Origin of the sequence: Rhodococcus sp. 114MFTsu3.1 (assembly GCF_000383555.1) — a bacterium.
GTDB lineage: Bacteria > Actinomycetota > Actinomycetes > Mycobacteriales > Mycobacteriaceae > Rhodococcoides > Rhodococcoides fascians_E.
In genome coordinates this window covers 23840-48057 of the sequence record NZ_KB911555.1, presented here as the reverse complement: position 1 = coordinate 48057, position 24218 = coordinate 23840, and the positions used below count along the sequence as shown (strand labels likewise).

Here is a 24218-nt window from a genome sequence, read left to right as displayed (position 1 = left end):
GTGTAGCGTCCGGCCACTATGACAGTGAACAACGATTCCACCGACGATCCGATGGACGGGTGGTTTCCGGAAAGTGTGGCCGCGCGATACGACGATCCGGGAGGCGAGAACGATTCTGCGGCAATCGATCCGGCGGTGGAGCTGCTGGCGCAGTTGGCGGATGGTCCGGTCCTGGAGTTCGCCGTGGGGACCGGACGGATCGCTGCACCGCTGGCGTTGCGCGGGCTACGGGTGAGCGGCATCGAACTGAGCGGTGCCATGGCGTCGAGAATTGCAGCCAAACCTGGTGGAGAGTCGGTCGAGGTGCACATCGGAGACATGACCTCGACACGGGTCGACGGTGAGTTCGCCCTGGTGTGTCTGGTGTTCAACACGATCGGAAATGTGACCACTCAGGACGGGCAGGTGGCCGTGTTCGAGAACGCCGCATCCCACCTACGTCCGGGTGGACGATTCCTCGTCGAAGTCGGGGTGCCGGACGTGCGCCGGCTACCGCCCGGTCAAGACACGGTCCCGTTCGCGGTGAACGATGCGGGCGACGGCGGTGGATATGTCGGGTTCGATCGGTACGACGTCGCCACGCAACAGTTCACCTCGACTCATGTGACGGTCTCATGTGACGGCTCAGGGTCTTTCCGCCGCATTCCCTTTCGATACGTCTGGCCCGCCGAGCTCGACCTCATGGCCCGGATAGCCGGGATGAGGCTCGAGAGTCGGTGGGCCGGTTGGGATCGGTCGGATTTCACATCGGACAGCGTCAAGCACGTGTCGGTCTGGCAGAAACCTACCGGTTGAACGCCCGACGCACGCGAATACTCCGGGCCAAGTGATCACGCTGCTCGACGACGAGCCTGCGCAACGCGGCCGGTGCCCACTCGTGGGCCGTGAGCCACGCGTCGGCGGCGTCGGTCGAATCCTGCTGCGGAAACAGGCCTACGACGAGTCGGCGGGCGATCTCGATGCTGCGGGTCGACCACAGGTCGGCTATGACGTCGAAGTAGCGATCGTCGAACGCGGACAACAGCTCACGGCCGCCGGCACGGAAACCGGCAAGTGTGGCGTCGACGGCGTCGTTGGACAGTTCGTCGGAGTCGATCACGTCGGCCCAGGCCCGTGCCTTCGCCTCGGGCGTCGGTTGCGCGGCGACGGCGGCACGGTAGGAGTTTCGGCCGGAGGACGTCGCGTCCGTGTCCAGCTCGGCATCGAGGCGCGCCACGGTGGTACGGCCGAGGGCGCTGAGCGAACGCAGCAACAGCCATCGCTGCTCGGAATCGAGATCGATTCCCTCGATCGGCAAGGTGCCGTCGACTACGCGCTCGATCTGCCCGGCCCGAACATCCGACCTCTGCGACGCCGACGCCACCGCTCGGAACCAGACGATCTGTGCGTCACTGCCCGGGTCCGCGGTTTCGAGCCTGCTCCAGCACGTTGCGAGCCAATCCGCGGCCGCCGAGCCGGTTTCGGGCAGATAATGATCGACTGCGTACTGGCTGTTCGCCACCACCGCGCCCGCGATGCCTACCTTCGGCTCCGATCCCGCGAATCTCGACGCGATGTCGAGGTAGATCGCGGGGTCCAGCTCGGCGTCGCGCGTCGCATTCCACAGTGCCGACCACACCAACCCGCGCGCCAGGGGATCGATCAGACGCCCGAGCGATGTTCTGATCGTCTCCAGCGAGCGGTCGTCGAAGCGGATCTTCGCATAGGTGAGATCGTCGTCGTTCAGCAAAGTCAGTGCAGCGCTGGGTAGATCGACGGGTGTGGTTGCATCGGTGATGTCGATCTCGTGACGGCCGGTCCGCACGAGGTGCCCGTCGGAGTCCTCGTCGTACAGTCCTATGGCGAGGCGGTGCGGACGTGGATCGGTCTGTTCGACGGCGGATCCGGTGTAGGACAGCGTCGACACGCCCGTCGTTCGGAGCCAGGCCGACGCCCATTCGTCGAGGTTTCGTCCCGACGCCGCCGAAGCGTGGGTCAAAAGATCCGCGAGCGTGGTGTTTCCGTAGGCGAATTCCGCGAAGTAACGCCGCGAGGCCTCGAAGAACGCGTCCTCGCCGACGTATGCGGCAAGTTGTTTGAGGACGCTGGCCCCCTTGGCGTACGTGATGCCGTCGAAATTGAGCTTCGCTGCTTCGAGGTCCGGAATGTCGGCGACGACGGGGTGCGTCGTCGGCAGTTGGTCCTGAAGGTAGGCCCAGGCTTTCCGGCGGTTGGCGAAGCTCACCCAGGCGTCGGAGAATCGCGTTGCGCGAGCCGAGGTGAACGCACCCATGAAGTCGGCGAACGATTCCTTCAACCACAGATCGTCCCACCACTCCATGGTCACCAAGTCGCCGAACCACATGTGCGCCATCTCGTGCAGGATGGTGTTGGCGCGTTGTTCGTACTGCGCTTCCGTTGCCGCGGAACGGAACACGTAGGACTCGGTGAACGTGACGAGGCCAGGATTCTCCATTGCGCCCAGGTTGTACTCCGGGACGAAGATCTGGTCGTACTTCCCGAACGGATACGGGAAGTCGAACGCATCGTGATAGAAGTCGAGGCCCTGTTTGGTGATCTCGAAGATGTCGTCGGGGTCGAAGTGCTCGGCAAGGGACGCGCGGCACAGCGTAGCCAACGGTACCGTGAGTTCTCCTCGCTGCCAGGAAGAGTCGACGCGGTGGTACGGCCCGGCGGCGACGGCCGTGATGTACGTGGAGATCGGCAACGTGGGTTCGAACGTCACGGTGGCGCCGGACCTGGTGCCGGTGCGGTTCGACAGCACTTCCCAATTCTCGGGCGCCTGTACCTCGAACACGAACGGCGCCTTGATGTCCGGCTGCTCGAAGTTCGCGAAGACTCGCCTGGCGTCGGCGGGCTCGTACTGCGTGTAGAGGTAGACCTCGTCGTCGGCGGGATCCACGAACCGGTGCAGCCCCTCGCCGGATCGGCTGTACCGACCCACTGCGTCGACGACGACTACATGGTGGCCACCGAGGCCGATGAGTCCGATGCGCGAACCGTCGTGGTCGACGGGGACGGGTGTGCCGTCGACGGTCACGGAACGGACCTCGGGACCGATGAAGTCCAACCATGTCGCTTCGGTGGTGGCGTCGAACTCGAGGGTCGTGCGGGTGCCGAAGGTGGTCGCCCCGGATTCGGATGCTTCCCGCAGGTCCAGCTCGACCCGATACGACACGCCGGTGATGTGGCGGGCGCGGCGTCTGGTCTCGGTTCGGGTCAGGTTCGCGGTCATGGGTTCCACCCTAAGGGAGTGGCATTGTCGTCAACCAGGGTTGACAACAGGGCAATGTCAACTTAAGTTGACGACATGACGGAAGCAACGACTCTGGCGGCTGCGGCAGGTAGCGCCGATCCGAAGGAAGGGCTCCGGGCGGTACTGGCCCTACGGCGACTCCTCGAGCGGCTCGAAGCGATTCAGGTCACGAACGCACGCAAGCAAGGCTGGTCGTGGCAGGCGATCGCCGACTCGCTCGAAGTGAGCAAACAAGCAGTGCACAAGAAGCACAACAACATCTGACGCACGACACGTAGGGAGGACGGCGATGTTCGAGAAATTCACCGACGAGGCGCGGATGGCAGTCCTCGCCGCGCAGACGGAGGCCCGCGAACTGCACGCGACGCGGATCGAACCCGTGCACGTGTTCCTGGGCGTGCTTTCCTCTGCCGACCGCGATCTGAAGGCCGTACTCGAAGACGAGGGATACACCCGCGATTCGGTGCGTACGTCGTTACCCGACGGCGGCGCCCTCGGCGCGAGCGATGCCGAAGCGCTCGGTTCGATCGGGATCGATCTCGATGCAGTGCGGGCAAGCCTGGAAGCGTCGTTCGGTGCAGGGGCACTCGATCGACCACGGAGCGAGAAACGAGGATGGCTCGGGCGCAGGACGGGGCACCTCGCGTTCGCGTCGGCATCGAAGAAGGCACTGAAACTGTCGTTGGTTGAGGCACTTGCCGCCAAGGACTCCGAAATTCGCTGCAAGCACGTCCTGCTCGGGTTGATCAGAGCCGGAGATCTCGAGCGGAACGGAGTCCTCGACGACCCGGACGGATTGCGCGCGCGTCTCGCGTCGTGACCGGATTCGAGTCCTGGGGCGAGGATGTGTGCTCGCATAGGGTGTGGGCATGACATTCCTGGTACGGCTCGTCATCAATGCAATTGCGATCTGGCTCGCGGCGCAGTGGGTCGACGGCATCGACCTGGCCAGCTCCGGGCGCGGCACCGGATGGGATCTGGTGGTCCTCGCGGGCATCGCCGCGGTGTTCACGATCGTGAACGCATTCATCAAGCCAGTGGTCAAGCTGCTGTCGCTACCGCTGCTGATTCTGACGCTCGGGTTGTTCACCCTGGTCATCAATGCCCTCATGCTGATGCTCAGCGCGTGGATCTCCACCGCCACCGATTACGGTCTGCTCATCAGCGGATTCGGCGCAGCGTTCTGGGGCGCGTTGATCATCTCGATCGTCAACTTCCTGCTCGGTGCGTTCGTTCCCGAGAAGCGCTGAGCCCCAGCAGGCTGGGAGACAGACAGGCAGGCTAGGCGACGGCGAGTGCGATGCCGGTCGTGAGTCCCCACACCAGCATCGCGAGCCCGGAGTCACGTAGGGCGGGGATCAGCGCGAGGCCCGTTGCTCCGGACCGGACCGGCTTGTTCGCCCGAGCGGCGAGCGGCAGTGCGATCAGAGCGATCAGGGCCCACGGTGTGCGCGCGACGAGCGCTACGGTGACCGCGAACGGAGCGACGACCAACGCCAGGTGCACGAGGCGAGTCCGGGTGTCTCCCAACCGGACCGCGAGTGTGTTCTTGCCGGAATCCGGGTCGGTGTCGATGTCCCTCAGATTGTTGGCTACCAGAACTGCGCTCGAGAACGAGCCGACGGCCACCGCCGAGACAACACCGGCCCAGTCGATCCGGCCGGCCTGAACGAACTGAGTTCCCAGCACCGCCACCAGACCGAAGAACACGAACACTGCGATCTCGCCGAACCCGCTGTAGCCGTAGGGTTTGCTGCCGCCGGTGTAGAACCATGCGCCTGCGATGCAGACGACGCCGATGACCACGAGCCACCACGCGGATGTCGCCGCGAGGACGAGCCCGGCGACGGCGCCGACGGCGAAGCATCCGATGGCAGCGGACTTCACTGCCCTCGGCGACGCGACACCGGAGCCCACGAGACGCAACGGCCCGACTCGCTCGTCGTCGGTCCCACGGATGCCGTCGGAATAGTCGTTGGCGAAGTTGACGCCGATGATCAACGCGAGAGATACGACGAGCGCCAACACTGCTTTCCACCACACGGCCCCATCGATCGACGCCGCCGCGCCTGTGCCGACGAGAACCGGTGCAATGGCGTTCGGGAGGGTCCGCGGGCGTGCGCCCTCGATCCAATGTGCTGTGGTGGCCATGGCTCGATCCTTGCCTATCGACTCCGAGCGCGTGTCGGTGAGGTACCGAGCACGCCGATCACGGGAACGGTAGGCGCGGAATCGGGGGTAGTTGGATCTGAGGCAGCTCGATACGCGGAAGCCCGAACGGGGCAGGCGGTGGCGGGGGAGGCGGCGGAGGAGCCACGTAACCGCCGCCGTAGCTACCGCCACCGTAGCTACCACCGCCGTAACTACCGCCACCGTTGCCGGAGTGCGGCGCAGGTGCTTCGGGGTCCGGTTGCGGCGCCGCGGTGGTCGTTGCCGTGACAGTCGGCGCGACCGGCGGTGCGGACTTGTCGGCTGCAGACGCCGTCGGCTCGTCGGACGCGGTCACCTTCGTCGTCGACGCGGTGTCGGCGATGGTGGTCACCGGGGTACCCGCCACAGTGCGGTCGGTGCCGTCGTCGGGCCACACCATCCAGGACAGAAAGCCGATGGCGACGATCGACGGCAGGCCGAACCTGAGCAACGGCGTCAACAACGTGCGAGCACTGCGTTTCGCGACCGTCGGCGCGGGCGGTCTGGCACCGTCCACCCTCGTCGCGTACAGCGCAGCACCCTCGGCGGCCATGAGTTCCGGGGCGTCGGGCACCACGACGGGAATGCGAAGGTAGCGACTCAGGACGTCCCGGATGAGCGGAATTCGTGCGCCGCCGCCGATGGCGACGACGACCTCGGGTGGTATCTCCGACATCTCGGCCAGATCGCGCAGCGCGATGGCCGTGCGCTCGGCGGGGCGGATGATCTGGAGGTCGAACATGCGCCGATCCATCAATCGGAACTGACCGTCGGAGGTCTGCGTCGCCTCGTGGGTGGTGAGGGCTTCCTTGATCTCCCGGCTGAAATCCAGCAGTGAGGCTTCTTCCTCGTGGTTGCGAGGTTCCGCGAGGATGTCGAGCGTCAGCAGGTGTTCGCGAACGGTCCAGTCGATGGACGAGCCACTGAGCTCGTTGGATCGGGTGGCCGCGTAGATCGTCCCGCTGTCGATGTCCGCGATGGTCATTTCCAAGCCGGTGGCGCCCAGGTCGTACAACGCGACCGTGCGATATCGGAACTCCGGATCGGCCCGCAGCTTCTCGATGGTGCCGGAGATCTCCGAGATGATGTGCACCTCGGAGACGTACTCCTCGACCAGCGCGGTCTTGAGGGCGGAACTGTAATCCGGGTCCGGGAAGGCGACACCGAGCGACGTCGGTGCATCCGGCCGATCGACGATGGCGCGAATTGCGTGCGCGACGTCCTCGGCGTCCGGGACGGACCGCGCCGACGGGAAGGTCTCGACGGTGAACGAATGCCCGTCCGACGTCCGGACCGCGCGGATGCCGCTCGCACCCATGGACATGCCGACTGACGAACCCATCGTTGCTCGTGGCCTCCCGTCCAGTGAGCGTTCCGATCCCCGACCCGTCACACCATACCGTCAATCGGTTTGTTTTCCGACTCATAACCGACTGAAAGGTGAAAATGCAGGTGATGTCGACCGGTGACTACGATTGCCCGCAGTGCACACGCAACCCGTCGACCAGCGCGCGGCCGACATCAGGCCGACCCCACGTCCCGACGTCGAGGTGGGGTTGCTCGGTGCTGTCGTGACACGGACCGACGGTGTGCTCGTGTCGGTGCCGGGCGCTCGGGCGAGGGCTCTGCTGGTGGCGCTGGCTCTCGATCCCGGTCGCCGACGGTCCGTTGCTGCGCTGGTCGACGACGTCTGGCCGGGTGAGCCGCCCCGCTCACCGAAGAACGCCCTGCAGACCCAGATCTCGCGGCTTCGGTCACTGCTTCCCTCCGGGGCGCTCGATGTGGGCCCGAGCGGCTATGCGCTCGTTCTCGGCGTCGACAGCGTCGACCTGACGCAGGCGACGTCGCTGTTGTCGGCTGCCCGACGCCACGTCGAACGCGGTGACCACACGGAGGCGCTGACATCCGTCGCCGACGCCCGCGAACTGTGGCGCGGTGAGCCGGGCGCCGACCTCGGTGATCTCCCGATCGTCGAGGATCTCCGCCGTCGGTCCGACGCTCTTTCCGTGGACCTCACCTCGGTCGAGATCGCGGCCCACCTCGGGAGAGGTGACCACCGGGCCGCATTGCCGTTGCTGACCGCGTCGCACGAGAACGATCCACTGGACGAGGGGGTCGCTGCGGAGTTGATGCGCTGCCTTCGCGCGCTCGATCGGACCAACGAGGCCCTGGCCGTGTTCGCCCGTGTTCGACGCCTCCTCGTGGACACCCTGGGTGCGGATCCGTCGCCCGCGCTGGTGGAGTTGAACGTAGAGCTCCTGCAGGCTCCTGCTCCTGCGCCGAGGAGCCAAGCCGCGGTCGGGCTCAGAGCATCGCCGAACGCCCTGATCGGCCGCGGTGCGGACATCGATGCCATCGAAGCGACGATGCGAGAGGCGCGCGTGACGACCATCGTCGGGCCCGGCGGCGCGGGTAAGACGCGCATCGCACACGAACTGGGTCGGCGTGCCGCCGCGAGCATGCCGGTCGCCTTCGTCGAACTGGCGTCCCTGAGGCGAGGGGAGGACGTCGCGTCGGCGATCACCGGAACCCTCGGCCTGAGCGAATCCGACCTCAAGATGACCGGTTTTCCGATCACGCGGGTGCAGACCGCGGGTGAACGTCTGCGTGACGCGCTGTCCGTCGCGCCCGGCCTGTTGGTCCTGGACAACTGTGAGCACGTCGTCGACGACGTCGCGCAGGTCGTCGACGAGTTGGTCGCCGCCAGTGAGTACGTCACGGTCCTGACGACGTCGCGATCACCGTTGGCGATCACCGCGGAGGCGACGTACCAACTGCCTGCACTCGAGACGGACGGGAACGACTCGGCCGCGACGCAGTTGTTCGTCGCGCGTGCTCGGGCCGTGCGTCCCGGCGTGACGTTCGACCGGGGTGACGTCGCGAGCCTGTGCCGGTCGCTCGACGGGTTGCCGCTCGCGATCGAACTTGCCGCGGCTCGGGTCCGCACCATGAGTGTCGCGGACATCGGCGCCGGTCTGGAGCACCGATTCTCGTTGCTGCGCAGCAGTGATCGGACGAGGCCCGAGCGGCATCGCACATTGCGCGCGGTGATCGACTGGAGTTGGGACCTCCTGCTCCCCGCGCATCGTGCGGTGCTCAGCCGGTTGTGCCGTTTCCCGGCGGGCTTCACCGCCGACGCTGCGGCTCGCGTGGCCGGGTTCGGCGACATCGACATCGCCGATGTCGCCGACGCGGTGGACGGGCTCGTCGGACAATCGTTGCTGACGGTCGAGGACCGGGACGGTCGAGTTCGGTACCACATGCTCGAGACCGTGCGGGAGTTCGGCGAGGAGCATCTCTCGGCCGCCGATTCGGCGCTGGTGACCGACCGGCTGATCGAGTGGGGCGTGCACGTTGCCGGTGTCGCCGAGGTCGACTTCCGGGCGTCGAGGCAGATGGTGGCGACCGCCTCCATCGAGGCGGAGCACGACAACATCGTCGACGTGCTGCGCAGTGCGTTGCAGGAGAAGCGTTGGGCCGCAGCGTACTCGGTCTTCGCGATACTGGCCTGCTCGTGGTCCATGCGCGGCGCGCACACCGAGGTGTTGAACTGGGCGCCGCGGATGACGGAGGCCCCGTTCGACGGTGACGGCGTGCGCGATGTCGACGACAATTCGATGGTGCTCGCCCACCTGGTGTTGCTTGCGCACGTCGGGTACAACGCCGACGTTAGGTCATCGGCTCGAATGCGTGTGCGGCTGCGTCGAATTGTCGGGTCCAGGAACGGCATCGACGCGAGCCTGAGGTTCGTCGCCGCGGCGCTGCTCGGACGATCCGACGGACGTGGGCTCGCTCGGATGCTCGCGCACGGCACGCGGTCGGCGGATCCGGCAGTGCGCAACGCAGCCTTCATGATCAGAGCGTCGCTGCACGAGAACTACGGCCACCTCCACGAGGCGGCATCCGACGCCGAGGCAGCCAAACTACTGGCTGCCGAACGCGGAGACCTGTGGAGTGTCGCGTCGTCGGCGCAGGCTCTCGGCAGCATCCACGGCCAGGCGGGAGCGGCGGACGACGCAATCGAGAACTACACTCTCGCCGCGGATCTGCTGTGGGACATGCACGCCTACGACGAATCGGTGCAGACCCGAGGATTCGCCGGTGCGTCGATGATCGCGGCCGGACGTGTAGACGAGGGGCGGGCCGTGCTCGATCGAATCACCGAGTTGGGCTCCGGATCCGGCTCGGCGTTGTCCTCGGATGCCGAGTACGCGGATCAGCGGGCAGTATCCCTCGGCGCGACGCGGGCGGAAGCCGATCTGGCAGAGGGGAAGATCGCCAGCGGGCTACTGCTGTACCGGCGGGCGATCGACGGTGCACGGTTCGAGGAGGAACGACGCGGCGACCCGTACATCACGATGCTCGCCAGCGCGTCCGTCGCCGCCCACGCCCTGCACGGCGCCACCGGTGAGATCGACTCGCAGGCAGCCGATCTGGGCGCCGCGGCCTCGCTGCGGTTGGGGCCGGTGGGTTTTCAGGATCTGCCGCAACTGGGTGCGGTGGCGTGTGCGCTCGGCTCGTACCTGGTGCAATCCGGGCGCGACGCCGGTGGCGGTGTCTCGCTGATCGCGCTGTCCCGCAAGCTTCGAGCGAGGCAGGACTACCCGTCCATGCGGATCGATCGGCACCTGGACGCAGCCCGAGCCATGCTCGGCGCGGACGTCGTCGATGCCGAACTGACACGAACCGAGTCGACGAGCCGAGCCGGAGCGCTCGCGGAAGTGTGCGAACTGCTCCGGCTCTGAGGCTCACGCCTTGCGCATGTAGGCCTTGACCGTCAGCGGGGCGACGATCACGACGACAGCCGCCGCGCCGACGAGCGACCACACCAGGTCCATGCCGACGGTGCCGTTGTTCGCCAGGTCACGCACCGCGGTGACCAGGTGCGAGACGGGGTTGACCTTGACGAATGCCTGCAGCCAGCCCGGCATCGTGTCCACGGGAACGAATGCGTTGGACAGAAATGTCAGCGGGAACAGGATGAGCATCGAGATGCCCTGCACCGACGACGCCTTGTTCATCAGGACACCCATCAGGGCGAAGATCCAGCTGATGGCCCAGGCGCAGAAGATCACGAGAGCCCCCGCGGCGACGAGGCCCAGTGCACCGCCTTCCGGTCGGTAGCCCATCGCGAAACCCGTCGCGAACGTGATGACGGTGGCGATGAAGTACCGCACCACATCGGCGGTCAACGCACCGGCCAACGGTGAGATGCGCGCGATGGGAAGCGATTTGAAACGGTCGAACACGCCCTTGTCCATGTCTTCTCGCAACTGCGTACCGGTGACGACGGATGTGGTGATGACCGTTTGCGCGAGGATGCCGGGAATGATCAACGGGAGGTAGCTCGACACGTCGCCGCTGATCGCGCCGCCGAAGATGTAGCTGAACATCAACGTGAAGATGACGGGTTGGAACACCACGTCGAACAGTTGCTCCGGGTTGTGCTTGAACTTGAGCAGTCCTCGGTACGCCATCGTGAACGAATTGGCGAAGGACTGGCGTAGCGAGATGTGGCGCGTCGGATTCAGGTCCGGTTGTACCGCGGCTGGTCGGTCGATTGTCGTGGTCATGCTGCCTCGTTCTCGTCGCGGCCGGTGATGGTCATGAAGACCTCGTCCAGGCTGGGTTTGGTGACGGTGATCTCGTCGACATCGATACCGTTGTCGCGCAGACGAATCAGAATGTCCGGTGTCTGCGACGCATCGGTCATGGGTGCGGTCAGACGACCCGATTCCGGGGTGATCTGAACTTCGACTCCCAACTGCTGGGCGACGATGGACCGCGCCTCGGCGAACCGTGTCGGCTCACGCAACGTCAACTGCAACGACGACGATCCGACGGAGGACTTCAATTCGTCCGCCGTGCCGTCGGCGATGACCTTGCCGTGGTCGATGACCGCGATGCGGTCGCACAACTGATCGGCCTCGTCGAGGTACTGCGTGGTGAGCAGGACCGTCGATCCCTGGGCGACGAGGCGTCGGATCGTGTCCCACATCTGGGCGCGGGTGCGGGGATCGAGCCCGGTGGTCGGTTCGTCGAGAAACAGCAGTGGAGGGGAGGAGATGAGGCTCGCCGCCAAGTCCAGGCGTCGACGCATACCGCCGGAGAAGTTCTTCAGCGGCTTGGTCGCGGCCTCGGTCAGACCGAATTCCTCGAGCAGCTCGGCTGCCTTCAGTCGGCTGTCCCTCCGGCTACGACCGAGCAGCCTCGCGAAGACGATCAGATTCTCCGTCGCCGAAAGATCCTCGTCGACGGACGCATACTGCCCGGTCACACCGACGAGGGACCGGACAGCCGTCGACTCGCGGGTGACGTCGTGGCCGAAGATGCGCGCCGAACCTGCGTCGGGACGCAGGAGAGTCGCGAGCATTCGGACGGTGGTGGTCTTGCCTGCTCCGTTGGGGCCGAGGACTCCGTACACGGAGCCGGTGGGGACGGTGAGGGACACACCGTCGACTGCGCGGTGTGCGCCGAACGATTTGACGAGGCCGTCTGCCTCGATGGCTGGGTTCATGTCGACCAGCGTGAACCCAGCCGCTTGCACGGTGCATGCACGACGCTTGCACCGTGCGCGCGGTCAGAGCGGTAGTGCCGTCTCCGTCAGCCCCGGGCCACCGCCGACGCGTCGGAACCACTCGCGTCCGAACACACTCGCCAGTATTTCCGGTGGCATCTGCAGGAACGGGCCGAAATCGCCGACCTGGGTCTCGTGCGCTTCCATTGCTCGTCGCTTCGCATCCATCACCGAGCTGACGTCGACGACGGTCGTGATCTCCGATTCCGGCAGACCGAAGCTCTCCACGTCCGGCGGGGTGCTGTCGTCCGACCAATTGGGGTTGGCCTCCATCAGCCGCTTCATGTGATCGCGGTTGGTGGTCGTTTCGTAGATGTGCGTCGTGCCGGCCAGCTCGCCCGCCCGGAGCCCGACGACGTGCACCTTGATGTGGTCCGGGTGCCCGTAACCACCGTGAGGGTCGTAGATGGTCAACACATCCGCCCGCTCCTCCTCCAACACGGCCGCGAGCTGGCCTGCCGCCTCGTCGACGTCGGCGTTGCAGAACGCCGTGCCCAGATCGTTCTGCGGAGTGCCCGCCATGCCGGAATCCGCATAGTGCAGCAGCACGATTCGGCTGACACCGAGAGCGTCGGCCGACTTCTGCAACTCGGTCCTCCTGCGTTCCGCGAGCGACTCGCCGTCGGACAGAATGCCGTCCGGGAACTCGCCCAGTGCTCCGTCCGTCGCCGTCACCAGTACGACGCGGTGGCCGGCGTTCGCCGCGAGACGCATGACGCCACCGGTCGTGAAGACCTCGTCGTCGGGATGGGCGTGAAAGCAAACCAATGTGCTCATGACCGGAAATGCTTGCACACCGTGCGCCGGGCGGTCGACTTCACCGGCTCGGGCTCGACGCGGTCAGTATCTCGCGCAGGCGGGCACGATCGAGCTTGCCCGGTCCGCGGGTGGGGAGGGCGTCCACGAGATACAGCTCCCGCGGTGCGGCTGTGGCATCCAGGGTCGGGGCAACGTGCGTACGCAGATCGTGGAGTGTCAGTGGCCCATCGGCTACCACTGCCACCACGACCTTCTGGCCGAGTCGCTCGTCCGGCAATCCGAGAACTGCGCACTCGCGTACCAGCGGATGCGTCGCGAGAGCCGCCTCGACCACCTGAGGTACGACGGTGAGCCCACCGGTGGAGATCGCCTCGTCGAGACGCCCGGAAATGGACAGCACGCCGCCGGAGACCGCCCCGGCGTCGTCGGTTCGGAACCAACCGGCCTCGGCGAACGCAGGGTGATCCGGCATGCCTCGATACCCCAGAGCGATCGTGCTCCCACCCAGCACCACTCGTCCCGAGTCGATACGAAGCAGAGTGCCGTCCAACGGAACTCCGTCGTAGACGCATCCGCCTGCGGTCTCGCTCATCCCGTACGTTCGGATCAGCCGAATACCCGCGGCAACAGCGCGCTCGCGCAACGGAATCGGTGTCGCCGCACCGCCGAGCAGTACTGCGTCGAGAGAGGCGACCGCCTCGGTCGCCGCCGCATCGTCGAGAACCTTGACCAACTGCGTCGGCACCAGTGAGGTGTATCGAGGACCGCGCATCCGCCCGATCGCGTCGGGCAGCAACGACGTGTCGAACCCGCCTGTGACATCCACGATCTCCGGATCGGTGCCCGCCAACACACTGCGCATCAGGACCTGGAGCCCAGCGATGTGATGCGCAGGCAGCGCCAGAAGCCACGATCCGTGACCACCGAGCCGAACCGCCGTGGCCTCACCGCTCGCGCGCAGCGCCGACGCCGACAGCATCGCTCCCTTCGGCGTGCCCGTCGTACCCGAAGTGGCGACGACGAGCGCTGCGCCGTCCTCGATCTCGGTTCCCGGGGCCAGAGCGTCGCGCAGCCTCTGCGTCTCGCGTGGATCCGAAGCGGGAACCGGGAGCACCGCGGGCGACGAGCCATCCAGAACGTCGACAAGCCGCGGCAGGATAGCTGCCGCGGCGTCGCCGGTGGGGATCTTCAGTTCTTCGAGCACGCTCACAGGCGAAATTCTAGATCGTGAACGGATCCGCCAATGGCCAACCACCCGCAGCCAGCTTCGATCGAACTCGCGAGATGTCCTCCTCGCGAGGCATCTCGTTGGTGACCTTCGTGATGACGACGGCGATACCCGCTTTGTCGGCGGGCAACTGACCTCCCGCGATGAGCGCATCCACGACGGCCTGGATCTCGTCCTCGGTCAACCGTCGAGTCAGAAGAGCCAGTAGCGGAACGTAATCCGCATCCGGCACACCTTCCGGATACCCCGCTCGAAGCCACTCCAGAATCGACTGGAGAAACGAGGGCACAGCCATCACACCCCACCGTCCGTCACTCTGGGGTGAACCCGGGGCGTTCCGCGAGAGGCCAACCGCCCGACGCCAACTTCGCCGAGACGCGGGCGATGTCGTCTGCCGTCGGCTCGTGGTCGACGAGTTCGCGGATGTAGTCGGTGATCTCGGAGTTGGTGATGGCACCGTCCTCGAGCGCGCCGCCGTTGGGTGCGACGAGGCCGAGCACGACTTCGTGGACCTGAGCATCGGTCAGTGCCGCCTTGCGAAGCAGCGCCACCAGAGGAAAACGATCCTTCGGTGGAACGCCCTCCGGGTAGCCCGCGCGCAGCCACTGAAGCACCGACGCCGGGAAGGTTGCTGTCTCGGTCATGGTCATGCCTCTCAGAAGACGGAGATGCCGAAGGTGCTGTCCAGGAAGTTCTTCATGATGAAGAGGATTCCCGCGACGATGGCGACGACGACGACGGCGAAGCACAGGATGCCGGCTGCGGTGGCCGCGGCCGGGCGAGCGCGGACGGTGCCGTCCTCGGCGATGTCGCCGGTGGAGAGTGCTCTGAGCCCCAGAGCGAAGATGGCGGGCAGTCCTGCACCGAGCAGCAGTCCGACGAGTACTACCTGCCAGAGCGAATCGAGGGTGTGGGTGAGGGTTTCCATGTCAGTCCTAAACCTTGCTCGGGGTGTTCTCGTCGGCCGGGATCAGGCCGCCGTCCCACTCGGCGTTGACGTTGTCGGGGTCGACGGGCTGGCGGCGCGAGCGGATGTACATCAGCGCCGACAGTGCGACGAGGATGGCGAACACCAGCAGAATTCCGGGCAGGCCGCCGACGATGTGAGCGAGGAACCAGCAGACGGCTCCGACGATGCCCGCTGAAGGAAGGGTGATGACCCAGGCGACGGCCATGCGGCCGGCGACACCCCAGCGGACCTGAGCTCCCGGCTTGCCGATGCCGGATCCGAGAATCGATCCGGTCGCGACCTGCGTCGTCGACAGAGGAAGTCCGAGGTGGCTGGAGGTCAGGATGATTGCTGCCGAGGACGACTCCGCCGCCATGCCCTGCGGTGACGCGATCTCGACGAGTCCCTTGCCGAGCGTGCGAATGACACGCCAGCCGCCCAGATAAGTACCGAGCGCGATGGCGAGTGCGCAGGTGACCTTGACCCACAGGGGCATCTCCGAGTCCGGCGTCACGGTTCCGTAGGCGACGAGCGCCAGGAAGATGACCCCCATGGTCTTCTGTGCGTCGTTGGTTCCGTGGGCCAGCGACACGAGTGAGGCGGAACCGATCTGGCCCCAACGGAATCCACGTTCCTTGTTCTTCTCCGGGATGGCGTTCGTGATGCGGTAGACACCCCAGGTTCCGACGGCGGCGACGAGGCCTGCGACGACCGGCGCGAGGACGGCCGGAAGGACGATCTTGCTCCAGACTCCGTCCCACACGACACCGGAGGTGCCGAGGCCGGCGATGGTGGCGCCGATGAGGCCGCCGAACAGAGCGTGGGAACTGCTCGAGGGGATTCCGAGGAGCCACGTCGCGAGGTTCCACAGGATGCCGCCGACGAGGCCGGCGAAGATGATGGTCAGGAGGGATTGTCCGCCGGTGTCGCCGAGGTTGACGATGCCCTTGGCCACGGTGGCGGCCACCTCGACGGACAGGAAGGCGCCGACGAGATTGAGGACGGCGGACAACGTGACGGCAACCTTGGGCTTGAGTGCCCCGGTCGCGATGGACGTCGCCATGGCGTTGGCGGTGTCGTGGAAACCGTTGGTGAAGTCGAAGGCCAGTGCCGTTACGACCACCACGAGAAGTACGAGGAATTCTGCGCTCACGTCTTGAAAGTGTGGGGTACCGAGTGCCCGTTCGGATAATTTTGCTCAGAGTGTTCTTCTCGGGTTCTTCGACGACGCCTCTGGTTCATCTTCCGTTCACCTTTTTGCACTAATTGCCCGATTTGTGAGAGGCGTGCGTCACTCGGCTCCGAGGGCGGGTCGGACCGCGCGATTGTGGGACAGTGGACGGCATGCAGATCGACGACGCAGTGGCCGCAGCCCTGTCGTATCTGGACTCCGTCGACCCTGCGTCGGCAGCGGATGCGGCGCTGGGATGGGAGGGGCTGCGTGCGGTCTCGCCACCCGGCGGTCCGACGCAGATCTCGGTGCAGACGTTTCTGTGGTCCTACCTCGGCGAATCGGTGGGGGACCCGGATCGTGCGTGGGACATCGCGGAAGCGCTCGCAGAACTTCTCGATCGGCTCGGGCACGCCCGGTACGCCGACATCGCGCGCAGCGAACGGACGCGCGAGCTACTGACGACCACCGACGAAGGCAGTCGGCAGGAACGCGTCGAACGCGCCGTGAACGCCTCGGGTGTCGCACCCGAGGACAGCGACCTGATCACCTGGCAGGACGTTCCGGAAGGGGCCGAACGCGCCATGGTCGACCTCATCGGAGAAACCCTCGAAGTCGCTTCCGTCGCAGGAGAATTCCAGTCCTCCGGTATCGACGGCAAGCCTCTGCGGGACTCGGCGGTCGCCGCGAAACGTCGACGGATCACCGACTCGGTCCTCCGATCCGAGCGTGCCGGTGGTGTTCTGCTCGAGCAACTGCTCGACCATCGGATCGCACTCTGGACGAGGTACAGCCCGCCGCGCGTCGAGCTCTACCGAGACCTGAACACCGCGCTGCACGACGCGATCGCCCCGGCCTACGGCTGCGTCCGGCGACTCGAAGGCATGCTCGCCATCGTCGGCGACGGAATCACGTTGACCGACAAGGGGTATCTCCCCGCTCCGGTCGTCGAACAGGCACTCGGGACACTGTGGACACCGCGGGAATGGCCGTTTCCCGTCGGCGACGAACGAGGAACCGAGCCCGTCCTCCGTGTCCGACGACTCCTGCTCCGGTTGGGTCTGGTCCGGAAACGCCACGGTCGCCTGCTGCCGACGGCACGCGCCAAGGAGATGAGCGCGGATCGGTTGTGGTCGACGCTCGTCGAACGGCTCGTCGGCGCCGAGTACCACCCGGAGTCCATCGCGGCCGAGGTCGTGTTGGCGGACGTCGCTCGAGGCAGTTGCTCGGACGATCCGTCTCCTCTGGTGACCGAGCTGTTGGCCGCCGAGGGGTGGTCGCACGTCTGCGGCCCCGACGCTGCCGACAAGGATCTACCCCTCGGCGACGACGTTCTGCAGGATCTGGCGGCGCTCGGCCTCCTCGTCTACGGCGACGATCCCGCTCCCACGCCCGATGGGATGCGTCTCGCGGCCGCTGTTCTGCGGCGGAGACTGCTTCACACCCGAATTCCGTCGGTGTGATCGGCAGGGTTCGGGCGGTGTGACCGGAATCCGACGCTAAGCTGACGTGCGGCCGGATTTCGAGAAGGCTCGAACAGCAGGGCCGGGACTGCGGGACAGGAGACGACGATGGAGCACGATCCGTCCTCGGCTGCCCGTCGGCCGCAGGCTCGCAGGCAGAGCGATTCCGCCCGCCGGTATCTCGATCTCGAGGCGACCACCCCGGCGTTGCGGTCGACGGTGGAGCTCGCGGCACGCAGTGTCGGCTTCGCCATCGCCCAGCTCAACGTCCTCGACGAGACAACCCAGTACACGCTCGTCAACATCGGCGGGCCGCCGGTGTCGACGGTCGAACGCTCGGACACCCTGTGCGACGACGTCGTCCGCAGTGAGAAGGCCGCCGTGTTCACCCGCAATCGCGTCGACGCCACGGTGCGGCAACGCAACATTCTCGACCAGAACGGGGTCGCGTCCTACGCGTCGGTTCCGCTGCGCGGGCGTGAAGGATTGGTCATCGGCACCTTGTGTCTGCTCGACAGGATGCCCCGCGAGCTCAGCGACAGTCAGCTGCAGGAGCTCGAGCAGTACGGGTCCGTCCTGGAAGAACAGCTGGATCTGCATCGCAGAGTCGGGTCGACGGCCGCGAAGCTCGACAACGACCACGACCTTGCAGGTGCGCTGTATGCGGGCCAGATCGTGCCGTGGTTTCAGTCCGTCGTGGATCTGCGCACCGGGGAGATCATCGGGTTCGAGGCACTGGCACGCTGGCACCACCCGCGGAAAGGCCTCGTCTCGCCCGCCGACTTCGTGCCGTTCGCGGAGTCGAGTGAACTGATCATCGACATCGATCTCGAAGTACTGCGCCTCGCGGTGAAAGAAGCGGAAGCCTGGCATACGACACGACCGGACCTGAGGTTGAGCGTCAACCTGTCCGGTCGCCACCTCGCGCACCCCGACGCCGTCGCTCAGTTGCAGAGCGCCGTCGCCATGTCTTCCGTCGCGCCGAGCTCGATCTCGCTGGAACTGACCGAGACGTCGTCCGTCAGCGACGGACCGCTCATCCGCAGACACATCGACGATGTGCACGCGCTCGGATTCCGGGTGCTGCTCGACGATTTCGGCTCCGGCTGGTCTTCGTTGGAACGCCTCGTCACGTTCGAGCCCGACGGAATCAAGATCGACGGACACCTGACGAAGTACATCGACACTCCCCGCGGGCGGGCACTGCTGCGTGCCCTGTCCACCGTCGCCCTCGACCTCGGTCTGGTCATGATCATCGAAGGCATCGAGACGCGAGCTCAGGCAGACGTCGCACTGGAGCTGGGTTGCACTCTGGCACAGGGGTTTCTGTGGTCGCGGCCCCAGTCGGCAGCAGCCGTGCGCAGGGTCGTCGCCGCGACACGGTCGTGAGAACCGGCGATCTTCCCGGCGTCAGCCCCGCGTGTCCCGCCTGAGCGGATGGTCCGCGGGAATTTCCACCAGAACGATCGGCACCCCGTCCGGATCACGAAGCCACATCTCGATCAGGCCCCACGACTCCTGCTTCGCGTCACGCTCGATCGGGACGCCCCGACCTCGAAGCTCGTCGGCAGCGGCCTCTGCGTCGCGGACCTGCAGCCACAGCGCCCCGTCGAACACCTGCGCCGAGCCCGAACTACCGTGAGCCGCGATCTCGATCAGCGACTGCCCGGCGAAGAACACCGTCCCCGCCCCGTACTCGCGATGCACGGCGAGCCCGAGGCCGTCTCGGTAGAACGCGAGAGTCTTCTCGTAGTCGACTGGACGCAGGATCGTTCGGCCGCTGAGTATCTCCACGCCTCATCGATACCACAGCCTCATCGATACCACAGCCTGCACGACGTGTGTGAGCATCAGGGCGTTGCTTCGTGGCCCGATTTTTCGTGTGTGCGCCGCGACTCCTTCATTTCCGCCTCGAAGACGTGTCGCTTCCCTTCCTGCAGTTCGTCCCTCGTCTGCTTCTCGTGCTGCCGGAACGCCGACCAGTAGAGATCGTCGAACTCCTCCACGATCTGGAACGACCACCTGCCGTCGATCGCGTTGCGACCGATCATCTCCTCCGACAGTCGGTCGGCTGCCGACGTGTTGCCGGCATCTCGCAGCGCATCGACGGCCTCGCCGAGCTGCAGGTCCGCGTGTCCCATCAGCTGGTGGAACGAGTACAGGTGACCGCGGGCGCGTTCGATCGTCTCGAGTGCCTCGGAGACCTTGCCGACGGCAGCGACGGTGTCGTCGGACAGTCCGTCCGGTCGTCGGTGTTCGGGAGACGGGGTCTGGCGGTCGGTCGTCATGATCGGTGTATTGCCGCTTCGTCAGGTTTCAATCAGGCACGGTGTCAATCAAGCACGGTGTCGATCGGCACACGGTCAGATGAGGGTGGTGACCACTCGGTTGCCCCCGGACGCTTTGGCCTCGTACATCATCGAGTCGGCCACTCTCGACGCAGTGTTCACCGTGTCCGTGCTCGTCGTCCACAGCGGGGACTCGGCGTACAGAATCGCGGCGCCGACGCTGACGGTGACCGGAACGGAATCGCCCTCACCGTGCAGGGCACGCCTGATTCCGTGGATAAGCGCGTCGATGTGCAGTCTCGACGTCACCACCGCAGCCAGATACTCCTCACCGCCCGTGCGTCCCAGCGCTCCGTACCGCGACACGTGCATGGTGAGGCGCTCGGCGACGCGGCAGATCACCGCGTCACCCTCGTCGTGGCCGTGGATGTCGTTGACCGACTTGAAGTTGTCGATGTCGACGACGATCACCGCAGCGCACTGACCTTCGCGGCGTCCCCGCGGCCACAGGTCCTCGAGGGCGGCGTCGAGACCCCGACGGTTGAGCAGGCCCGTCAGTGGGTCGAGCTTGGAACTCCGCGCGTCGGCGGACAGCGTCGTCAGGAAGATGTGCGAGGTGACGGGCACACTCATGATGCCGAGCAGCACCACGTCGGTCTGGACGAGCAGGGTGATCGTGTCCATGTCGCCGCGCACGTAGATCGCGACTGCGAAGCCGATGGCGATTCCGGAGGCGAAGATCAGGTGCGCCACCACCCAGCGCGGGCTGAGGAAGAACGTCACGAACGCACCGATCACTGCGTACAGGACACAGCCGAGCAGCGCGTTACGGAGATCGAGGACCGACAGCGCGGCGGCGACGCCCAGGTCGGAGTAGATCGCGAACGACACCACGCCGAGACGCCCGGGGAACGGCCGCAGTACCCACAGTGCAGCGATGATCAGGTTGACGGTGCACAGCGTCAACGTCAGCGCAGTCGCCGCAGTACCCGTCGGGCCGCCGATCGCGAACAGCGACGTGAACGACATCGCACTGATGTTGATCATCGACAGGGCGACGATGATCCGAACGATCTTTCCCGACGGCCGCGAGTTCTGGAACTCGCGCATCCACTCGTAGTCGTGCTTCTGCAGAAACCACGACGTCACCGACGACCACGCACTGTCCGGTGCGCGGCGTCGATGCGTGAGGGGATTTCGAGAAACGGACATGAAACCTTTAGAAGTAGCGGGGGAACGGCGACCAGTCCGGATCCCTCTTCTGAAGGAACGAATCGCGGCCCTCGACGGCTTCGTCGGTCATGTACGCCAGACGCGTCGCCTCACCGGCGAAGAGCTGCTGGCCGACCAGGCCGTCGTCCTGAAGGTTGAACGCGTACTTCAACATCCGCTGCGCCTGCGGAGACTTGGCGTTGATCTTCGCGGCCCACTCGATGGCCACGTTCTCGAGTTCGTCGTGATCGACGACGCGGTTGACTGCGCCCATTCGATGCATCTCCTCGGCCGTGTACGTGTCGCCGAGGAAGAATATCTCGCGAGCGAACTTCTGTCCCACCATCTTCGCGAGGTACGCACTGCCGTAACCTCCGTCGAAACTGCCGACGTCGGCGTCGGTCTGCTTGAACCGCGCGTGCTCGCGGCTCGCGAGCGTCAGGTCGCAGACGACGTGCAGGCTGTGGCCTCCGCCCGCAGCCCAGCCGTTGACCAGACAGATGACGACCTTGGGCATGAACCGGATCAGGCGCTGCACCTCGAGGATGTGCAACCGTCCGGCCCGGGCCTTGTCGACGGTGTCCGCCGTGTCTCCCTCGGCGTACTGGTAGCCGCTGCGTCCACGGATGCGCTGATCTCCGCCCGAGCAGAACGCCCAGCCACCGTCCTTCGGGCTCGGTCCGTTGCCGGTGAGGAGCACCGTGCCGACGTCCGAGCTGACGCGCGCGTGTTCCAACGTGCGATACAGCTCGTCGACGGTGTGGGGCCGGAACGCGTTTCGGACCTCGGGACGGTCGAACGCGATCCGCACGGTGTCGTCGGTGACGTGGCGGTGATAGGTGATGTCGGTGAGGTCGTCGAACCCGGGAACCGGCTGCCAGAGCGAAGGAGTAAAGGTCACCTGGGCCACGATAGAGCCAGTGCTTCGGACCGCACGATACGGTGCAGAGATGAGTGAAGACGCACGCCAGGACGAGTACTCCCACCACGGCGGATTCCCGAAGTTCACCCCCGCGAACGTCGGCCCCGAGTGGGGACGCCTCGTCGAGGCGCTGCGGACGCTGCAGGACCTCGCCGTCAGTACCGCTCCCACTCCGGAACTGACCGAGAAGCTCGCCGAGCAGGTCGAGGCGATGAACGCCGAACTTGCCCCGTTCCAAGTTCCCGAAGGCGAATCTCCGGCGGGGCGGGCCATCCGTCTGCCGGGCCGCGGATCACTGCTGATGCTGCCGTGGCGCATCGAGAAATTCGACGCGGAAGGCGTGCGCAGCCGAGGCGTGTTCCGCCGCTATCACCTGGGTGGGAACGGCGCCGCGCACGGAGGAACACTCCCGCTGCTGTTCGACGAGATGTTCGGGCTGATCCAGCACGCGTACGGACGCCCGATCAGCCGAACCGCATACCTGCACATCAACTACCGCAAGATCACCCCACTGAACACCGAACTCGTGGTCGAGGGCAGCGTCGACCGAGTGGAGGGCCGCAAGACGTTCATCAGTGCCGTCCTGCGTGACCTCGACGGAAACGTACTCGCGGACTCCGACGCCCTGATGGTGCAACTTCTCGAGGGCCAGCCGTGACACCGCCTCTCGAGGAGCTTCTCGCGTCCTCACACGTGCTGTCCCTGCCGATGCGCACGAAGTTCCGCGGCATCACGACACGCGAAGTGGTGGTGTTCCGCGGGCCCGCCGGCTGGGGCGAGTTCGGACCCTTCGTCGAATACGACGACGCCGAATCGTCGAACTGGCTGCGCTCGGCCGTCGAAGCAGCGTGGGACGGACCTCCCCAGCCGTATCGCGAACGCGTCCGCGTCAACGGAACAGTCCCCGCCGTCACCCCCGACGAGGTTCCCGGCATCCTGGCCCGGTACCCCGGCGTCGACACCGCCAAGGTCAAGGTCGCCGAGAAAGGCCAGGTCGGTTTCGAGACGAGCGTCTCAGGCGACGTCGCACGGGTTCGAGCCGTCCGCGCGCTCGTTCCACACGTCCGAGTGGACGCCAACGGCGGGTGGACCGTCCCGCAGGCGGTGACTGCCATCTCGGCGCTGCTGGAGGACGGCGACCTCGAGTACGTGGAACAGCCCTGCGCGACGGTCGCCGAGCTCGTCGAACTACGACGCCTTCTTCCCGGAGTGCGCATCGCGGCCGACGAGAGCATCCGACGCGCCGAGGACCCGCTGCGGGTGGTCCGCGCAGGCGGAGCGGACGTCGCCGTCGTCAAGGTCGCGCCGCTCGGTGGCATGCGGGCGCTCCTCGAGCTCGCCGGTGAACTCGAGGAGTACGGGGTGCCCGTCGTGGTGTCGAGTGCACTCGACTCCGCGGTGGGGATGGCGTCGGGTCTCGCCGCTGCGGCCGCGATCCCCAGGCTGGAGTTCGCGTGTGGCCTCGGGACCGGAAGCCTGTTCACCGGTGACGTCGCGGACGGGCAGGACATCGTGGACGGAACCATCGCGGCCGTGCCCGTCGAACCCGATCCGGACAGGTTGACGGCACTCGCCGCCGCACCCGAGCGGGTGCAGTGGTGGCACGAGCGAGTTCGGCGAACATACACCTACCTGCGGTAGTCTTCCCCGGTTCGAAGGAAGAAACTGAACCTCCGGGAGGAATTCGAAGTGGTTGCTGCACTCAGGGAATCGTTGCTCGACGAGTCGAAGCGCGATGTTCTGCTGCCCGACGTCCTGGCGCTGATCGACGCCGAGGTGTCGGACAAGAAGGGCGCCAGTGGCCTGGCGGTCAAGGGCGGCTACGGAGCCGTCAAGAAGGTCGGACCGTCGTACATCGAAAAGGCCGTCGAGACACTGTGGCCCGATTTCGTCGATCAGCTCGAGCCGTTCTGGCAGTCCTACAACGCCGCGCCCACCGGGACGTTCTCCGACTACCTCGTCGCGAACTCGGACCAGGTGTCGAACGCGCTGCTGTCGGTGACGGACTCGCGCATCGAGGACACCGACAAGAGCGTCGTGAAGAAGTTCTACGGCAGCCTGCGCGGTTCTGCGCAGAAGAACGTTGCCGAGGCACTCCCGCGTCTGGGCGCGCTGGTCACCAAGTACGCCGCCTGAGCCTCACGTGAGTGGAGCGGAACCGGCGGGTCACTCCGCAGGCTCCGCTCCCAGTAGGCCAGGGCCT

25 protein-coding genes are annotated in these 24218 nt (G+C 66.0%); 10 read left to right on the top strand and 15 right to left on the bottom strand.

The annotated features are described in order from the left end of the window. Positions 1-18: 18 nt before the first annotated feature. Positions 19-795, top strand: coding sequence for a class I SAM-dependent DNA methyltransferase (locus H292_RS0119665; protein ID WP_020112506.1), 777 nt, complete (start codon positions 19-21; stop codon positions 793-795). On the opposite strand, the gene pepN is transcribed toward H292_RS0119665, so the two are convergent. Continuing rightward, positions 785-3235, bottom strand: coding sequence for an aminopeptidase N (gene pepN, locus H292_RS0119660; RefSeq protein WP_020112505.1), 2451 nt, complete (start codon positions 3233-3235; stop codon positions 785-787). The genes H292_RS0119665 and pepN overlap by 11 nt on opposite strands. Positions 3236-3310: 75 nt before the next feature. Here pepN and H292_RS0119655 point away from each other — a divergent pair, with 75 nt between their 5' ends. The 3 genes from H292_RS0119655 to H292_RS0119645 are packed head-to-tail and all read left to right on the top strand — an operon-like array spanning position 3311 to position 4506. Beyond that, positions 3311-3520, top strand: a complete 210-nt coding sequence (locus H292_RS0119655; RefSeq protein WP_020112504.1) for a hypothetical protein — start codon at positions 3311-3313, stop codon at positions 3518-3520. A gap of 25 nt (positions 3521-3545) precedes the next feature. Continuing rightward, complete coding sequence (locus H292_RS0119650) at positions 3546-4076, top strand: Clp protease N-terminal domain-containing protein (protein ID WP_020112503.1); 531 nt, start codon at positions 3546-3548, stop codon at positions 4074-4076. A 49-nt stretch (positions 4077-4125) separates the two neighbouring features. Next, positions 4126-4506 (top strand): phage holin family protein, encoded by a 381-nt coding sequence (locus H292_RS0119645; protein WP_026348034.1) that lies wholly within the window; start codon positions 4126-4128, stop codon positions 4504-4506. Positions 4507-4537: 31 nt separating this feature from the next. Here H292_RS0119645 and H292_RS0119640 read toward each other — a convergent pair whose 3' ends face one another. Further along, positions 4538-5407, bottom strand: a complete 870-nt coding sequence (locus H292_RS0119640) for a 1,4-dihydroxy-2-naphthoate polyprenyltransferase (protein WP_020112502.1) — start codon at positions 5405-5407, stop codon at positions 4538-4540. A gap of 58 nt (positions 5408-5465) precedes the next feature. After that, on the bottom strand, positions 5466-6788 hold the full coding sequence (locus tag H292_RS0119635; RefSeq protein ID WP_020112501.1) for a hypothetical protein: 1323 nt from the start codon (positions 6786-6788) through the stop codon (positions 5466-5468). 142 nt (positions 6789-6930) lie between these two features. On the opposite strand from H292_RS0119635, the gene H292_RS0119630 reads away from it, so the two are divergent. After that, complete coding sequence (locus H292_RS0119630; protein ID WP_020112500.1) at positions 6931-10191, top strand: ATP-binding protein; 3261 nt, start codon at positions 6931-6933, stop codon at positions 10189-10191. Between the two features lie 3 nt (positions 10192-10194). On the opposite strand, the gene H292_RS0119625 is transcribed toward H292_RS0119630, so the two are convergent. The 8 genes from H292_RS0119625 to H292_RS0119590 all read right to left on the bottom strand — a co-directional run bounded on the left by H292_RS0119625 (position 10195) and on the right by H292_RS0119590 (position 16112). Beyond that, complete coding sequence (locus H292_RS0119625) at positions 10195-11019, bottom strand: ABC transporter permease (protein ID WP_019666464.1); 825 nt, start codon at positions 11017-11019, stop codon at positions 10195-10197. Continuing rightward, a complete protein-coding gene (locus H292_RS0119620; RefSeq protein WP_019666463.1) occupies positions 11016-11963 on the bottom strand; it encodes a daunorubicin resistance protein DrrA family ABC transporter ATP-binding protein in 948 nt (315 codons plus the stop codon). Before H292_RS0119620 ends, H292_RS0119625 begins: the two co-directional genes overlap by 4 nt. A 63-nt stretch (positions 11964-12026) precedes the next feature. Further along, a complete protein-coding gene (locus H292_RS0119615; RefSeq protein WP_020112499.1) occupies positions 12027-12800 on the bottom strand; it encodes a PIG-L family deacetylase in 774 nt (257 codons plus the stop codon). 40 nt (positions 12801-12840) lie between these two features. After that, entirely contained in the window at positions 12841-13992 is a 1152-nt protein-coding gene (gene menE, locus H292_RS0119610) for an o-succinylbenzoate--CoA ligase (protein WP_020112498.1), read from the bottom strand. A gap of 10 nt (positions 13993-14002) precedes the next feature. Then, positions 14003-14305: a DUF3349 domain-containing protein gene (locus tag H292_RS0119605; RefSeq protein WP_019666460.1), complete on the bottom strand. Its 303-nt coding sequence runs from the start codon at positions 14303-14305 to the stop codon at positions 14003-14005. 16 nt (positions 14306-14321) lie between these two features. Beyond that, the gene (locus H292_RS0119600; protein ID WP_026348033.1) at positions 14322-14654 is read right to left on the bottom strand and encodes a DUF3349 domain-containing protein; all 333 of its coding nucleotides are present in this window, start codon (positions 14652-14654) and stop codon (positions 14322-14324) included. A gap of 11 nt (positions 14655-14665) precedes the next feature. Continuing rightward, the gene (locus tag H292_RS0119595; RefSeq protein WP_019666458.1) at positions 14666-14938 is read right to left on the bottom strand and encodes a hypothetical protein; all 273 of its coding nucleotides are present in this window, start codon (positions 14936-14938) and stop codon (positions 14666-14668) included. A 7-nt stretch (positions 14939-14945) separates the two neighbouring features. Next, positions 14946-16112, bottom strand: coding sequence for an inorganic phosphate transporter (locus H292_RS0119590; RefSeq protein WP_019666457.1), 1167 nt, complete (start codon positions 16110-16112; stop codon positions 14946-14948). Between the two features lie 191 nt (positions 16113-16303). Here H292_RS0119590 and H292_RS0119585 point away from each other — a divergent pair, with 191 nt between their 5' ends. Together H292_RS0119585 and H292_RS0119580 are read left to right on the top strand one after the other, a co-directional pair. Next, entirely contained in the window at positions 16304-17593 is a 1290-nt protein-coding gene (locus tag H292_RS0119585; protein ID WP_230620909.1) for a hypothetical protein, read from the top strand. A 108-nt stretch (positions 17594-17701) separates the two neighbouring features. Continuing rightward, the gene (locus tag H292_RS0119580; protein WP_019666455.1) at positions 17702-18982 is read left to right on the top strand and encodes a sensor domain-containing phosphodiesterase; all 1281 of its coding nucleotides are present in this window, start codon (positions 17702-17704) and stop codon (positions 18980-18982) included. A 21-nt stretch (positions 18983-19003) separates the two neighbouring features. On the opposite strand, the gene H292_RS0119575 is transcribed toward H292_RS0119580, so the two are convergent. From H292_RS0119575 to H292_RS0119560, 4 genes are all read right to left on the bottom strand, one after another. Beyond that, on the bottom strand, positions 19004-19387 hold the full coding sequence (locus tag H292_RS0119575) for a VOC family protein (protein WP_019666454.1): 384 nt from the start codon (positions 19385-19387) through the stop codon (positions 19004-19006). 56 nt (positions 19388-19443) lie between these two features. Continuing rightward, positions 19444-19881 (bottom strand): hypothetical protein, encoded by a 438-nt coding sequence (locus H292_RS0119570; protein ID WP_019666453.1) that lies wholly within the window; start codon positions 19879-19881, stop codon positions 19444-19446. A gap of 75 nt (positions 19882-19956) precedes the next feature. Next, positions 19957-21093, bottom strand: a complete 1137-nt coding sequence (locus H292_RS0119565) for a GGDEF domain-containing protein (RefSeq protein WP_230594282.1) — start codon at positions 21091-21093, stop codon at positions 19957-19959. 7 nt (positions 21094-21100) lie between these two features. Next, positions 21101-21994 carry a 1,4-dihydroxy-2-naphthoyl-CoA synthase gene (locus H292_RS0119560; protein WP_027498938.1) on the bottom strand — a complete coding sequence of 298 codons (894 nt, stop codon included), beginning with the start codon at positions 21992-21994 and terminating at the stop codon, positions 21101-21103. Between the two features lie 49 nt (positions 21995-22043). Here H292_RS0119560 and H292_RS0119555 point away from each other — a divergent pair, with 49 nt between their 5' ends. The 3 genes from H292_RS0119555 to H292_RS0119545 are packed head-to-tail and all read left to right on the top strand — an operon-like array spanning position 22044 to position 24151. Next, positions 22044-22673: a PaaI family thioesterase gene (locus H292_RS0119555; protein ID WP_026348031.1), complete on the top strand. Its 630-nt coding sequence runs from the start codon at positions 22044-22046 to the stop codon at positions 22671-22673. Then, entirely contained in the window at positions 22670-23656 is a 987-nt protein-coding gene (locus H292_RS0119550; protein WP_020112495.1) for an o-succinylbenzoate synthase, read from the top strand. The genes H292_RS0119555 and H292_RS0119550 overlap by 4 nt, the downstream gene beginning before the upstream one ends. 48 nt (positions 23657-23704) lie before the next feature. After that, the gene (locus H292_RS0119545) at positions 23705-24151 is read left to right on the top strand and encodes a DUF6918 family protein (RefSeq protein ID WP_019666448.1); all 447 of its coding nucleotides are present in this window, start codon (positions 23705-23707) and stop codon (positions 24149-24151) included. The last annotated feature ends 67 nt before the right edge of the window (positions 24152-24218 follow it).